The 14,439-nt window shown below is 59.2% G+C and carries 13 protein-coding genes; 5 read left to right on the top strand and 8 right to left on the bottom strand.

The genetic code is table 11. The features are described from left to right. Positions 1 to 60: 60 nt before the first annotated feature. Complete coding sequence (gene dacD, locus WFK59_RS08410; RefSeq protein WP_262287619.1) at positions 61 to 1,224, top strand: serine-type D-Ala-D-Ala carboxypeptidase DacD; 1,164 nt, start codon at positions 61 to 63, stop codon at positions 1,222 to 1,224. A gap of 54 nt (positions 1,225 to 1,278) precedes the next feature. Here the strand turns inward: dacD and WFK59_RS08405 are convergent, their stop codons facing one another. The 3 genes from WFK59_RS08405 to WFK59_RS08395 are packed head-to-tail and all read right to left on the bottom strand — an operon-like array spanning position 1,279 to position 5,005. Beyond that, positions 1,279 to 2,496: a cytochrome c gene (locus WFK59_RS08405; protein ID WP_336755583.1), complete on the bottom strand. Its 1,218-nt coding sequence runs from the start codon at positions 2,494 to 2,496 to the stop codon at positions 1,279 to 1,281. Further along, on the bottom strand, positions 2,493 to 4,259 hold the full coding sequence (locus WFK59_RS08400) for a GMC family oxidoreductase (RefSeq protein ID WP_336755793.1): 1,767 nt from the start codon (positions 4,257 to 4,259) through the stop codon (positions 2,493 to 2,495). The genes WFK59_RS08405 and WFK59_RS08400 overlap by 4 nt, the downstream gene beginning before the upstream one ends. Further along, positions 4,253 to 5,005: a gluconate 2-dehydrogenase subunit 3 family protein gene (locus tag WFK59_RS08395; protein WP_293002157.1), complete on the bottom strand. Its 753-nt coding sequence runs from the start codon at positions 5,003 to 5,005 to the stop codon at positions 4,253 to 4,255. The genes WFK59_RS08400 and WFK59_RS08395 overlap by 7 nt, the downstream gene beginning before the upstream one ends. Positions 5,006 to 5,214: 209 nt before the next feature. Here WFK59_RS08395 and WFK59_RS08390 point away from each other — a divergent pair, with 209 nt between their 5' ends. Both WFK59_RS08390 and tmaR read left to right on the top strand, forming a co-directional pair. Continuing rightward, complete coding sequence (locus WFK59_RS08390) at positions 5,215 to 6,273, top strand: FUSC family protein (RefSeq protein WP_233987683.1); 1,059 nt, start codon at positions 5,215 to 5,217, stop codon at positions 6,271 to 6,273. 160 nt (positions 6,274 to 6,433) lie between these two features. Beyond that, positions 6,434 to 6,760 carry a PTS system regulator TmaR gene (tmaR, locus tag WFK59_RS08385; protein ID WP_004571340.1) on the top strand — a complete coding sequence of 109 codons (327 nt, stop codon included), beginning with the start codon at positions 6,434 to 6,436 and terminating at the stop codon, positions 6,758 to 6,760. 127 nt (positions 6,761 to 6,887) lie between these two features. Here tmaR and WFK59_RS08380 read toward each other — a convergent pair whose 3' ends face one another. Next, positions 6,888 to 7,949 (bottom strand): LacI family DNA-binding transcriptional regulator, encoded by a 1,062-nt coding sequence (locus tag WFK59_RS08380; RefSeq protein WP_233987684.1) that lies wholly within the window; start codon positions 7,947 to 7,949, stop codon positions 6,888 to 6,890. Here WFK59_RS08380 and WFK59_RS08375 point away from each other — a divergent pair. Beyond that, a complete protein-coding gene (locus tag WFK59_RS08375) occupies positions 7,949 to 8,821 on the top strand; it encodes a YdcF family protein (RefSeq protein ID WP_336755582.1) in 873 nt (290 codons plus the stop codon). The two genes, WFK59_RS08380 and WFK59_RS08375, sit on opposite strands and share 1 nt — an antisense overlap. Positions 8,822 to 8,857: 36 nt before the next feature. On the opposite strand, the gene WFK59_RS08370 is transcribed toward WFK59_RS08375, so the two are convergent. Next, entirely contained in the window at positions 8,858 to 9,772 is a 915-nt protein-coding gene (locus tag WFK59_RS08370) for a ketopantoate reductase family protein (RefSeq protein ID WP_336755581.1), read from the bottom strand. 25 nt (positions 9,773 to 9,797) lie between these two features. Further along, on the bottom strand, positions 9,798 to 10,151 hold the full coding sequence (locus tag WFK59_RS08365) for an ArsR/SmtB family transcription factor (protein ID WP_336755580.1): 354 nt from the start codon (positions 10,149 to 10,151) through the stop codon (positions 9,798 to 9,800). Between the two features lie 140 nt (positions 10,152 to 10,291). On the opposite strand from WFK59_RS08365, the gene fusA reads away from it, so the two are divergent. Continuing rightward, positions 10,292 to 12,388, top strand: a complete 2,097-nt coding sequence (fusA, locus tag WFK59_RS08360) for an elongation factor G (RefSeq protein ID WP_336755579.1) — start codon at positions 10,292 to 10,294, stop codon at positions 12,386 to 12,388. Positions 12,389 to 12,692: 304 nt separating this feature from the next. Here the strand turns inward: fusA and WFK59_RS08355 are convergent, their stop codons facing one another. Both WFK59_RS08355 and WFK59_RS08350 read right to left on the bottom strand, forming a co-directional pair. After that, the gene (locus WFK59_RS08355; RefSeq protein ID WP_336755578.1) at positions 12,693 to 13,466 is read right to left on the bottom strand and encodes a phosphate/phosphite/phosphonate ABC transporter substrate-binding protein; all 774 of its coding nucleotides are present in this window, start codon (positions 13,464 to 13,466) and stop codon (positions 12,693 to 12,695) included. Next, complete coding sequence (locus tag WFK59_RS08350) at positions 13,459 to 14,430, bottom strand: fatty acid desaturase (RefSeq protein WP_336755577.1); 972 nt, start codon at positions 14,428 to 14,430, stop codon at positions 13,459 to 13,461. Before WFK59_RS08350 ends, WFK59_RS08355 begins: the two co-directional genes overlap by 8 nt. Between the last annotated feature and the right edge of the window lie 9 nt (positions 14,431 to 14,439).

Raw genomic sequence — 14,439 nt, 5'->3', positions numbered from 1 at the left:
GGCTGTTTCCGTTTCGTTTCATAAATAAATTTTTTCTCCCGTGCAGGTAAGGATGAAGTGTTGAAAAGGCGTCTGTTGATTACCGTTACCGCTACTGTTTTTTGGGCTTCGCTGGCACAGGCTGACGACATGCCGTTTCCCGTGACGCCACCGGCGATTGATGCGGCCTCCTGGGTATTGATGGATGCCACTACCGGCCAGGTGCTGACCGCTGGTAATCCGGATGCGCGCCGCAATCCTGCCAGCCTGACCAAGCTGATGACCGGTTATGTGGTCGATCGCGCTATCGATCAAAAGAAAATCAGCCGCGACGATATGGTCACCGTCGGCAAAGATGCCTGGGCTGCCGGTAATCCGGTGTTCAAAGGGTCATCGCTGATGTTCCTCAAGCCCGGCGATAAGCTGAGCGTGCGTGATTTAAGCCGGGGAGTAATCATCGATTCCGGTAATGACGCCTGCGTGGCGCTGGCAGATTATGTGGCGGGCAGCGAAGATAACTTCGTCAAAATGATGAATCACTATGTTGATAAACTCGGCCTGCAAAATACCCACTTCGAAACGGTGCATGGTCTGGACGCACCAGGCCAGTTCTCCAGTGCGCTGGATATGGCGAAACTGTCGCGGGCGATTATCGACGGTGAGCCTGACTTCTATGCCATGTACAGTGAGAAAACCCTGACCTGGAACGGCATCACTCAGAACAACCGTAACGGCTTACTGTGGGATAACAACCTGCATGTCGATGGGCTGAAAACCGGCCACACCGAAACCGCGGGCTTTAACATCATCGCCTCTAACGTGGTGGGCAAACATCGTCTGATCGCGGTGGTGATGGGTGGTAAGAGTCCCAAAGGGCGGGAAGAGCAGGCGCGCAAACTGCTGGTATGGGGTCAGAATACCTTTGATACCGTGCAGCTGTTCCATGCCGGTAAGAAAATAGGCAGCGAGAATGTCTGGTATGGCAATCCGCATCAGGTTGAAGTGGGTACCGCGAATGATGTCTATCTGTCGCTGCCGCGCAGTGAAGTGCAGAACGTCAAAGCGAAATACATCATTAACCGCAGCGATCTGGAAGCGCCGCTGAAAGCCAATGAAGTCATTGGTGAAATTCAGGTGATGGATAAAGATCAGCAGATTGCCCACTATCCGCTGGTGGCGCTGAGCGCCGTAGAGCCTGCTGGCGTGATTACCCGCATCACCGATTATCTCAGGCAGAAATTCTGATCGGCATCGCTGGCACCGTAAACGGGGGCAGCCTTCTGGCTGCCCCACGGAGGTTTAGCGTAACTCTTCCTTCATCTTCTTCACCTCACTGGCCTCAACCGGCGCGGCGGCATTGCCCCAGCTGTTGCGAATGTAGGTGAGCACTGCCGCAATATGGTCATCACTCAGCGTACCGGCAAAGGCTGGCATCGCCGGTGCCGTTGGCCGTGCGTCGGTATCCACGCCGCGACTGCCCGCCAGCACCACATGCATCAGTGATGTCGCATTCGGCTGATTGATCAGCGGATTATCCGCCAGCTGCGGGAAGATGTTCTTTTCACCGCGGCCACCCGGACTGTGGCAGGCCGAGCATTTGGCTTCATAGATCGTCGCCCCGAGCTTCATTCTGTCATCACCGGCATCCAGCGGTTTGGGCTTCTCATCGGCTTTTTTATCGCCCTCCTTGAGATAAACCGCCACCGCATTAAGATCGTCCTCGCGCCAGTGCTGGGTTGAATGGCGCACCGCATCGGCCATCGGGCCGGACGCGATGGCATAGCGGTTCACGCCGGTCCGCAGGTAGGTGACGATATCCTGCTGCGTCCATTTACCCAGCCCGGTATGGTCGCTGGCGTCCAGGTTCGGCGCATACCAATCCTCAACCTCGCTGCCGCCGAGGAAGCGGCCATTTTTGTCGCCGCCCAGCAGATTTTTCGGGGAGTGGCAGGTGCCGCAGTGGCCGAGTCCTTCAACCAGATAGGCGCCACGGTTCCATTCCGCCGACTTGTCCGGATTCGGTTTAAATTCGCCTTTATCAAAGTTGATCCAGTTCCACACTATCAGGCTGGTACGGATGTTGAACGGGAAGGGGAGCTGGTTGGTTTCAACCGGATGATGGATCGGTTGCAGCGTCTGCATCCAGGCCCACAGGTCCTGCAGATCTTTTTCCGACATTTTGGTGTAGGCGGTAAACGGCATCGCGCCATATAACCGTTTGCCGTTATGACCGACGCCGGTATTCATGGCGCGGCGGAAATCATCGTAACTCCAGTCACCAATCCCGGTTTCACGATCAGGGGTGATATTCGCCCCAACCAGGGTACCAAACGGCGTTTGCAGCTTAACGCCACCGGCGAACGGCTGTTTCTCATCGGTGGTGTGACAGGCGGTACAGTCGCCCAGCGTGGCGATATAGCTGCCGCGGGCGATCTGATCATATTCCGGCTGCGCCTGACTGCTGAATGATGTGGCCAGCAGCAACGCGGTGGCAGAGAGAAGCGGTAAAGTTTTCATGCGCTGATCATCTCCCCCGGACGTTTCAGGTAGTAGCGACGGATATCATGCGCCGCTTTAAAGGCCAGCGCGCCCACCGTACCGGTCGGGTTATAGCCGGGATTCTGCGGGAAGGCGGAAGCGCCGACCACAAACAGATTCGGCACATCCCACACCTGCAGATGCTTATTCACCGAGCTGGTGCGCGGATCGGCTCCCATGATAAAGCCGCCGACGACGTGAGAAGACTGATAGGGCACGCTGCTCCAGTGGCCGGTCATCGGCTTAACGATCATCTCGCGCGGGTTCATCACCTTAGCAATCTCAGCCACCTTGTTGGTGCAGTACTGCGCCATCTTCAGGTCGTTCTGCGCGAAGTCGAAGGTGATACGTAACAGCGGGCGGCCGTGCGGATCTTTGTAGTTGGGGTCAAGCGACAGGTAGTTGGTGCGGGTGGTATAGCTGCTGGCTTCACAGCCAATCGACATGGTGCTGAGATAGTTATCTTTCAGCGTCTGTTTCCATTTCGCCCCCCACTTCGGCGTGTTGGGTGGCAACGGTCGATAACCAATCGGCGCTGCGCCAATCGGCGTTACGCGGATGCTGCCGCCGCCGAAAAAGCCGAGGCCACTGTGGTCAAAGTTATCGTTATTAAATTCGTCGATCCCCATCCCGACCGCGCCTGCGCCGATAAACGGATTGAAGTTTTTGTTATCGAAAAACAGCGTGACGTTGTTGGCGGTCTGGTAGGCGTAGTTGCGCCCGGTGGTACCGCTGTTGGTCACCGGATCGTAGGCCTCGCCAATCCCGGAGAGCAGCATCAGGCGCACATTTTCAAAGGTGAAGGCGGCGACGATCACCAGATCGGCGGGCTGTTCCCACTCGTCGCCTGACGAGTCGATGTAGGTGACGCCGGTGGCTTTTTTGCCGGTTGAGTCCGTCAGCACCTGCAATACTTCACTGTTGGTATAGGCGGTGAAGTTAGGCTTACGCATCAGCGCCGGCAGCACGGTGGTGATGGCGCTGGCTTTGGAGTAGTTGGCACAGCCGTAGTTAGTGCAAAAGCCGCAGAAGGTGCAGGGCCCCATCGTCACGCCGTACGGATTGGTATAGGCCTCCGAGACCAGCGAGGAGGGCACCGGGAACGGCTGATAGCCGAGATTTTTTGCCGCATCGGCAAACAGCGTTGGCGCATAAGGCTGACGCAGCGGCGGCGTCGGATAGTCGCCGGAGCGCGCGCCCTCAAACGGATTGCCGCCCGGCCGTTTTTCACCGTTAAGGTTACCGGCGCGGCCCGAGGTGCCCGCCACCCGCTCAAACTGCATATAGTGCGGCTCCATCTCCTCCCAGGTTGTGCCCCAGTCCTGCAGCACCAGCTCATCAGGTATGGCGCTGGCACCGTAACGCTCGGTCAGATGGCTCTTCAGGCGGAACTCTTCGGGCTGGAAGCGAAAGGTGATGCCAGCCCAGTGGTTGCCTGCGCCGCCGGTGCCGTTGCCGGGGTGAAACGATCCCCAGGTGCGCATCGGTAACGCGGTCTGCGACGGGTTGTTGCGCATGGTGCAGGTGTTCTGGCGAGTGCGCAGCATCAGTTCTTCACGCATCACATAACGCAGCTCATCGGTGACGGTACCGATATTGAAGTCGCGAGCGGTATCGCGCCACGGACCCCGTTCAATACCGACCACTTCCAGGCCTTCATCGGCCAGTTCATTGGCGATAATCGATCCGGCCCAGCCGAGGCCAATCACCACGACATCGGTTTTGGGAAGTTTTTTCATGATTCGTCCTTTGCTTTCCATTGCGCAATACTGATCGGTTCGAAGTGCAGATCTTCGTTATGCCGCTCGATGTAATCGCGGTAGTCATAGCGCGCGCCCGGAAAACCGAGCATTTTCCATGACACCATCTCCCGGTTGCCGCCATACACCGGATCGGCAAAGAAGCCTTCCATGGTGTTATTGAGCACTTCGAGAAAGAAAGATTGTGCATCGAAATCGCTGAAGTGAACCTTACCGGCTTCCATCGCGTGCAGCAGTTCGTCCTGCTGTGGCGGCGTCAGGTCAGTGAAGTTTTTGTTCGAGGTCTGCTGAACGTAGCGGTTAAGCGCGGCGATGCCCTTGCGGTAGCGCTGGCGCGGCACCAGCGGGGATTGATCGCCCTGTTCAGTGGTGCCTTGCTGAAACGGGCCCTGCATATAGAGGCGCTCAAAAGTGCCGTAGGAGCCGTGCAGCTGACGATCGATAAAGACCGCGCAGCCCGCCTCTTTGCCGCCCACGCTGAGGTCATCGGCCGGGATCAGCCGGTCAACCATCGCTTCGATGGTCTTTGCTTCAGCATCAGTAAAAAACAGCCAGCCTTGCTGGGGATAGGTTTCTGGAGGATTATCGGAGAATGGCGTCCAGCCTGGACTGCCTTTCAGAGAAACGGCATCGGCGACCTGGCTGACCGTCGCCGCAACGCCCAGCGTCGACCATGTCAGAACCTGCCGCCGCGTGACGCCCGGCAGGGTTTTTGCTCTCTTTCTCATCGTGCTTCCTTCTCAAGTGTTACTAACAAAAGCGAAAGGTTAAAAACTGTTGGCAATTTGTTTTTTGAGTTCGGGGCCGTATGTAAAGGCGATGTTGATAATTGTAAGGGAACGTCAAAACTGTTTTGAAATGTAGATGGCGCACTAAGCCTTAGCAACATCAGGGGTTAAGATAGCGCACGAATTGATCCACCAACCGGAAAACCACTTTGCGATCTGATAAGCCCATATCAAAACTTGAGTTTTGGTTCTATCGTCACTACCGCAGTGTTCATGGCGTGCGCATCGCTATCGCTTTTTTACTCTGCTTTATTTTTGTCCGGGCTACCGGTATTCCGGAAGGCACCTGGCCGCTGATTACCCTGGTGGTGGTGATGGGGCCGATCTCAACCTGGGGAAATGTCTTTCCGCGCGCCCTGCAGCGCATCAGCGGCACGGTGGCGGGATCGATCTCGGGATTGATTGCCCTGAAGCTGGAGCTGATCTCCATGCCGATGATGCTGGCATGGTGTGGCGTGGCGATGTTTATCAGCGGCTACCTGACGCTGGGCAAGCATCCCTATATGGCGCTGCTGATCGGCATTACCCTCAGCGTGGTGGTTGGCGCACCGACCGGCGATTTCACCATGGCGCTGTGGCGCGGCGGCGATGTGATCCTCGGTTCGCTGATGGCGCTGCTGTTTACCGCCATCTGGGCGCAGCGCGCCTACATTCACTGGCGTATTCAGCTCTCGGACACGCTGGCGGAGATGGCGAAAATCTATCACGCCGGCTTCTCGCCCAACCTGGTGGATAAGCCGCGCCTGAACAAGCCGCTGGGTAAGTTGCTGACCAGCGTAATCAGGATGCGGGCGCTGCTGGAGCCGTCGAGCAAAGAGACGCGCATTCCGAAATCGGTGCTTGAAGCGATTCAGACCATAAACCGTAATATGGTGTACACCATTGAGATGCAGATTAATGCCTGGTGGGCTTCGCGCGAGAGCCATCTGATTCTGCTCAATGCTCCGGCATTACGTCGTACCCAGCAGATGACCGAAAGCACCCTGCGTGCGCTGTCGGTGATGGCGATTGAAGGCGAGACCGACGAAGTGCTGGCCAACAGCCACGAACTGACCGAAATCAGCGACGAACTGCGGCGGCTGATAGCGGAAGCCGGCAGTGAAAGGCTGGAGGAAACGCCGATCTACGGTTACGTCTGGTTAAGCCTTGAGCTGGCAAAACAGCTGGAGCGGATGACCGATCTGATGCGGATGGCGCTGCGCAAATAATCACCTCAGACAATGACTTAATGTGAAACCGGGTTTCTTTGCGCTAAGATAAGGGCCAGTCCGAAATTAGCTGTGAAAATTGCGTATAAGGCTGGCTAGCCGCTAAGCTGATCGTTTTGTCTCTCTCCCTGCGTCAGCAGGCTCAAAGAAAGGTGCCATCATGGAAAATGCCAAGCAATCATTTCAGGACGTCCTGGAGTTCGTGCGTATGTTCCGCCGCAAAAACAAACTGCAGCGTGAAATTGTCGATAACGAGAAGAAAATTCGCGACAACCAGAAGCGCGTCCTGCTGTTAGACAACCTGAGCGAGTACATTAAACCCGGCATGAGCGTGGAGGCGATTCAGGAAATTATCGCCAGCATGCGTGTGGATTATGAAGATCGCGTCGATGAGTACATCATCAAAAACGCCGATCTGTCGAAAGAGCGTCGTGAGCTGTCGAAAAAGATCAAAGCCATGGGCGTCGGCGAACACCCGAAAGCCTGAGGCCGATAACGGAGCCGGTCCGCTGCGCTCTGTTAACTGAGACCCGCTCCCGTTTCCGGGGGCGGGTTTTTTTATGGGCGATGGATTGCGACGTGGCGGTCAGCCTCTGCCTGGCGGAGTGGCTGCACTACTTTGCTGTCAGCTGGCGGGCAATGGCCTGTAGCTGCTGCGCCAGCGCGGTTAAATCGACGCCGGAGTCGGCGGGTGGGGCGGTGGTTTCCCGGATCACCAGCGTGGTTTCCAGCGCTGCATCACTGAGGGTTTCGCCCTGTAGCTGCGCCAGCAATCGCTCGACGCTGAGCACGCCAAGCTGCTGTAAATCCTGACGCACCGTGGTGAGCGGCGGCTGATACCACGCACTCTCGGCGGTATCGTCATAGCCAATGACCGAAATCTGTCCCGGAATCGCCACGCCGTGCTGATGGAGGGCGCGCATCGCACCCAGCGCCATCTGGTCATTGGCCACCAGCAGGGCCTGAGGTAAGGCATCGGGCAACTGCGCCAGTAACACCTGATAGCCTGACTGCGCACTCCAGTCGCCGCGCAGCGAGCAATGCGGTGTCAGCTGATGATCTGCCAGCGCCTGACGCCAGGCAGCTTCCCGCTGACGTGCCGACACCGATCGCTCCGGGCCGTTCAGCAAGCCGATCTGCCGGTGTCCCAGCGCCACCAGATGTTCGACCGCCGCTCGCGCCCCGGGATGATTAGGATACTGACACTGCGCCACGGCCGCCTGCGGCTCGACATCCAGAAACAGCGCCGGTTTTGCGCCGCACAACGCCTGGATCTGCTGCGCCTCCTCCGCCTGCAGCGGCAGGTTAATCAGTAAGCCATCCACCCGCTGAGCCAGCAGCTCGTTGACCGTCGCCGCGGCGTCATTGCCGCTCTCCATCGCGATCACCAGATGGTAGCCCGCCGCCGCCGCGCGTCGCTGAATTGCCGAGGCAATCTGAGCCGGTGCCATCAGCGCCAGATCGCTGGTGGCAAGTCCCAGGGTACGGGTCGCTTTACCGGCCAGCTGTTGCGCCACCCGATTCGGCACATAATTGAGCTGCTGCATCGCCGCTTCTACCCGCTCCCGGGTGCGGACAGAAACCTGTTCAGAACGATTAAGCACGCGTGAAACGGTTTGATAAGAGACGCCAGCCAGTTGAGCGACATCATCAAGGGTCACAGAGCGGGAAGTCATTGATCTCTCCAGTAGATGAAGTGGCGATTGTAGCAAATTTTCCCACTGCAGCGCTGCTGTGGCGCGTTACACTGCGCAGCGACAAGGAGAAAAAGATGCAGCTTACTGAACGTGACAGGAATGACGTCAACCTGATTGCCGACTGGCTGGCGCTGGATCAGCTCTCCGGACAGGATGAGATCCACGCCGATTTGCTGATACTGGCGGGCCATGCTGTGCTGCCTAACATTGAAGGCGCGGTGGCGCTGGCAAAAAGTTCTGGCTTACCGCTGTTGATCAGCGGTGGCATCGGCCATGCCACGCCGCTGCTCGCCGGGGCGATGGCCGCCCATCCGTTGTATCGCCAGATTGATACGCAGGGAAAAAGCGAGGCGCAGATGCTGGCCGCTATTGCGCGGACCTTTGCCGATCTGCCGGACGATCGGCTGCTGCTGGAGGGCGAATCGCGCAACTGCGGCGAAAATGCGGCCTTGAGTCAGCGGCTGCTGGAGAGCCGTGGCATCCGGCCGCAGCAGGTGATTCTGATTCAGGACCCGTTGCTGCAGCGGCGCACCGACGCCACCTTCCGCTGGCAGTGGCGCGATCGGGCGGCGGCTCCCCGCTTTATCAGCTGGCCGGTTTTTGTGCCGCAGTTAACCGCTGAGGCGGGCCAGTTGCGGATTACCGGCGCCGCGCCGCAGGGTCTGTGGTCGCTGGAGCGCTTTATGTCGCTGCTGATGGGCGAGGTCCAGCGGCTGCGTAACGACGAACAGGGCTATGGGCCGCGCGGCAAAGGGTTCTTTGCCGAAGTGACGTTGCCTGATGAGGTTGAGGCGGCGTGGCAGCGGCTGATGCGTCTCGCTGGCGTACAGCAGCGGATTCAGGGGAGCTGAAAGGCGGCGGGCCGGCGCGATGCGGCCCGCTGGCGTTTAGCGATTTTGCAGATAGACCTGCAGATTGACAAATACCGCATTCAGCAGGGGCGTGTTCAGACCGTACTGACCGGCACGCAGCAACAGATCGCCGATGATCTGGTCGGCTTCAATATCGAATCCCTGGCATAAATCGCGGTACATTGAGGAGGTCATCGGTGTGGCAGGATCGTTCAGCAGCTCGAAGATTCTGGCGGTTACCGCCGGGCGTGGCTGATAACCCGCAGCACCGATCACCGTCAGGATCTCGGTGAAAATTCCCTGAAGCAGCGCTTCGCCGCCTTTTGAGCGCAGCACCTGCTGGGTATCACCGCGCGCCAGACAGCAGACCGCGCCGAGCGTGCTGAGCAGCAGCCACTTCTCCCACAGTTCATCCATCATGTTGTCGCTGAAGCGGGTATCGACCTGAGCGTCGCGCAGCGCTGCGTCAACCCGCTGCAGGCGCGCATCGTTATTACCGTCGAGCGCGCCGTAATAGAGCTGATGCAGCGCGGTCATCTGGATCACTTCACCGTTGTCGCCCAGCGTGGCGTTGATTTTACACATTCCGCCGATCACCGCCTCGCGGCCAAAGCGCTGCTGCAGCGTTTCAATGTGCCGCATACCGTTCAGAATCGGCATGATCAGCGTCTGCGGACCGACGGCAGGCGCAATGTCTTCCATCACCTGTTCAAGGGCAAAACTTTTTACCGTCAGAATAATCAGGTCGTAGTGGCCGTGCAGTGACGCCGCCTGCACCAGTTGCGGCCGCAGCGTTTCGCTGCCGCCGGGCGTCTGCAACACCAGCCCCTTTTCCTGCAACTGACGGTAGCGCCGTTCGCGCACCAGAAACGTGACGTCCTGGCCCGCCTGAGCCAGTCGCGCGCCAAAATAGCCGCCGGTCGCGCCGGCACCTGCTATCAGAATCCGCATAGAGTTTCCCTTTAATTAAATACCGTTACCTTAAAACGTCGTCGCCGGGCTTGCCAGCCCGTGCGTGCGGTGCGGCATCCTGGTGGATGGCGGTCAGCACGCTGGTCAGTAAGCCGGGGAAGCGTTGTTCGAGATCCTCACGCCGCAGCGAAATCAGATTTTCCCGCCCCAGCGGTCGTTGCCAGATCACGCCACTGTCACGCAGCACCCGCCAGTGATGCGTCATGGTCGATTTCGCCACTTCACCGCGCAACAGGCCGCAGGGCTGTTCACCTTCACGCGCCAGGGTATCCACGATCGCCAGCCGCAGCGGATTGCCCAGCGCGAACAACACATTTTCCAGCCGTAACTTTCCGGTTTCCGGATGATGACTCAGCATAACCTTCCTGTTGTTTAGAGTGAGCTGGTTAATAATAGCTCAAACTGTTCGTATAGAGTCGTACCATTGGGCTACGCTTGCTGACACAGCTGCGCAAAAATTGCGCATCACGTTCCCGTCAATCTGACTAAGGATACATCATGCCCCGACCCCTACCGATCGAACGTTACCGTAATATCGGCATCTCCGCGCATATCGATGCCGGTAAAACCACCACCACCGAGCGCATTCTGTTTTACACCGGAATGAGTCACAAGCTGGGGGAAGTGCACGATGGCGCGGCAACAACCGACTGGATGGCGCAGGAGCAGGAGCGCGGCATTACCATCACCTCTGCCGCCGTCAGTTGCTTCTGGCCGGGCATGGATAAGCGCTTTGAGCCGCACCGCATCAATATTATCGACACCCCAGGCCACGTCGATTTCACCATCGAGGTCGAGCGCTCAATGCGGGTGCTGGATGGGGCGGTGATGGTGTATGACGCCGTGGGCGGTGTACAGCCGCAGTCGGAGACGGTATGGCGTCAGGCGAATAAATATCATGTACCGCGGCTGGCGTTCGTCAACAAAATGGACCGCCAGGGCGCCGATTTTTTCCGCGTCGTCACCATGATGCAGTCACGGCTGAAAGCCAATCCGGTACCGATTGTGATCCCGATCGGGCGTGAAGAGCAGTTCGTCGGGGTGATCGATCTGATCCGTATGCAGGCGATCTACTGGGATGAAGAGAGCCAGGGAATGACCTTCAGCTATGGCGAGATCCCGGCTGACCAGCTGGCCGAAGCGCAGCGCTGGCGTGAAAAAATGGTCGCGGCGGCGGCGGAAGCCAATGAAACCCTGACCGAAGCCTGGCTGGAGCAGGGCGATCTCAGTGAGCAGCAGGTGATTGCCGGTTTACGCCAGCGCACGCTGCAAAACCAGATTCAGCCGATGCTGTGCGGCAGCGCGTTTAAGAACAAAGGAGTGCAGCGGATGCTGGATGCGGTGATCGAACTGATGCCGTCACCGGCTGATGTGCCGGCGATTAGCGGCATTGATGAGGCTGGCAATCCCGCTGAACGCCATCCGGATGATGACGAACCGTTCTCGGCGCTGGCGTTTAAGCTGATGAGCGATCCCTTTGTCGGCCAGCTGACCTTTGTGCGGGTTTACTCGGGCGTGTTACGCAAGGGTGACAGCGTCTATAACGCGGTTAAAGGCAAAAAAGAGCGCATTGGCCGTATCGTGCAGATGCACGCCAACGCCCGTCATGAGATCGACGAAATACGCGCCGGAGATATCGCCGCCTGCGTCGGGCTGAAAGAGGTCACCACCGGCGAAACCCTGTGCGATCCGCACGCCATCATTACCCTGGAGCGGATGGAGTTTCCTGAACCGGTGATTTCGCTGTCGATTGAGCCGAAAACCAAAGCGGACCAGGAGAAGATGGGGCTGGCGTTACAGCGGCTGGCGGCAGAAGATCCCTCGTTCCGGCTGCACACCGATGAGGAGTCGGGCCAGTCGATCATCTCGGGCATGGGCGAACTGCATCTGGAGATTATCGTCGACCGCCTGAAGCGTGAATTTGGCGTCGAGGCGAATATCGGGCGACCGCAGGTGACCTACCGCGAAACGCTGCGCAAAGCGGTACAGGATGTGGAAGGTAAGTTTGTGCGCCAGTCGGGCGGCAAAGGGCAGTACGGCCATGTGGTACTGAGCCTGCAACCGGGTGAGGCGGGCAGCGGCTTTGTCTTTGAAGATGCCACCAAAGGCGGCGTGGTGCCGCGTGAATATATCCCGTCAGTAGAGAAAGGCGTGCGCGAGGCGCTGAACAGTGGCGTGCTGGCGGGCTATCCGATTGTTGATATCAAAGCGACCCTGACGTTTGGCTCTTATCATGAGGTCGACTCCTCGGAGATGGCCTTCCGCATGGCGGCCATTCTCGGCTTTCGCGCCGCGGCCAAACAGGCCGATCCGGCGATTCTGGAGCCGGTGATGAAGGTGGAAGTGGAGACGCCGGAAGAGTACGCCGGCGGCATCATGGGCGATCTGTCGTCACGTCGCGGGGCGGTGCAGGGCATGGATGAGCATTTTGGCGGCCGGATTATTCGCGCTGAAGTGCCGCTGTCGGAGATGTTCGGCTACTCCACCAGCCTGCGCTCGCTGACCCAGGGGCGCGCCACCTACAGCATGGAGTTCAGCCACTACGCGCAGGCGCCGCGCAACGTGGCTGATGCGATCATCGCCGCCCGTAAATAGAACAGTGCGGCCGGGAAGCCTGGTGCCCGTCAGTAAAGCGACAGGTGTTAACGCGGTCTGGTGCCGCTCAGGGGCTGGCGGTCCTCGCGCCGCTGCGCGGTACCTTCACTTCATTCCTCTGCCTGACGGACCGCCGGGGATGGCACATCCTGTGCCGCCCCGCCTTTCGCCCGCGTCCTGCGGGCTCTCCTGGCTAATGTTCAGCGCTGCGGATTGCCTGCCCCTGATCGGCCACAGCCTGCTCTGTGGCTTCAGTGCGTGCTGTTAAAGGGCACAAAAGTGGAGGCCTGAGCGCCTCTGCTGCTCAAAGTCGGGTCACCCCAAGCGCGGCTGCCTGCTGTTCAATGCGGATAATCGTCTGATAATCCTCGCGCTGCAGCGGGCTGAAGCCGCTAATCAGGCTGGCTGCACAGACTTCCCGCCACGCCGGATCGGTCACCAGTTCGCCCAGCACCGCCTGCAGCGTCTCGCGCTGTTGCGCGCAGGTCGCGGCAGAGGTGATCAGCGGCAGCCCGGGCGCAGGCGGGGTTTCGCCAATAATGTGCAGTCCCTGTAGCTCCTCCGGCGCATATCGGGCGATCAGTGCCCAGCTGACACAATCAATCGCCGCGATATCGGCCTGATGCTGACGCACCGCCGCCAGTGACTGACGATGCCCGCCGCTCAGCACCAGTCGTGAAAACATCACGCCCTGCTGTGCCGCCACCAGGCGCAGCGCGTTATAGCCAGAGTGCGAATCCACGCTGTTAGCCACCGCCCGACGCGCATGAAAGTCGCTCAGCGTCGCGCCCTGATCTCGTGCCACCAGCCAGCTACGATAATCGGGACCGCTGCAGCCTGGCGCGCTGTAGTGAAACGTGCCGACCAGCTGCACCGCGGGTAGCCGCGTCACCAGCGGATAGCCACAGGTCTGGCTCAGCAGCAGCCGATCGTCCTGCCAGTGGGCCAGCAGATCGTCGGGCCAGATCGGCTGTGCCGCTGTGCCGTGCTGCGCCAGCAGGGTCACGATGGCCTGGCTGAGCGCCACGGTGGTTAGGCGATCAATGTCATACATCGGTAATGCCAGCAGGTCAGTCATGGCGTGCCTCTTCTGAACGCCCCGGATGGGCATTGACTCCGACCGGTCGCGCCCAGAACTGACGCAGCCAGACCCGGTAGCCCGCCACGCGAAAACCGTGATTACGCTGATAGTAGCGCTCGCGGTCATGCAGATAGAGGCGGCGCAGGCCATACCAGGGCACGCCGGGCAGATCGTGATGCACTGAATGGTAGTTCAGATTCAGAAACAGGATGCGCCAGGGCAGCGCCGCTTCATTGTTGACCGAACGCGCCAGCGGATCGTCAGCCGCGCGATGCTCGTAGAAGGAGCGTACTTTGGTCAGCGCCAGCGCCGGGTAGCTGACCGCCAGCAGATACCACAGCGGGGAAAAACCGCGCTGGGCCATCCACCACAACAGCACCGCCAGCAGGGTGCCGTGCAGCAGCCACATCCCAATCGCGGCCCGGTCGCCGCCGCGTATCGCCCGCCACATCGCTCTGAAGGTACCGACGATATCCAGCAGCGGACCCAGCAGCAACCGGCCAAAAAAAGTGTTCCGCAGATGGATCAGCTGCTGCTGCCACGGCGACAGCTGCGCCCAGCGTGCGGCGGAGAGGTAGTAACTTTCCGGATCGTCATCCGGTTCGGTCAGGGTGTGATTACGGTGATGGGCCAGATGGGAATCGCGGTAGAGGCCAAACGGAAACCACACCGCCAGCGGCAGGGTACCAAACAGCTGATTGACCCGCGGCCAGCGCGTCGGATGCCCGTGGATCAGCTCATGCTGCAGCGACATGTACCAGGCGGTAAAGCCAGTCAGCAGCAGCGTAGCGGGCAGCCGTCCGAGCATCTGCCCGTTGAGCAGCGTACCGAACCAGCCGCCATAGATAGCGATGATCAGCAGCCAGGTCGGCAGTTCGGTGCGCCACAACGCACTGCGCGACAGCTGTTGCAGCAGGGCGCGCTGCTGCGGATGAAGGTAACCGGCACGGCTTTTTTGCATGATCAACCT

Origin of the sequence: Pantoea sp. USHLN298, assembly GCF_037149395.1 — a bacterium.
GTDB lineage: Bacteria > Pseudomonadota > Gammaproteobacteria > Enterobacterales > Enterobacteriaceae > Pantoea > Pantoea astica.
This window is presented reverse-complemented; position numbering and strand designations above follow the sequence as displayed.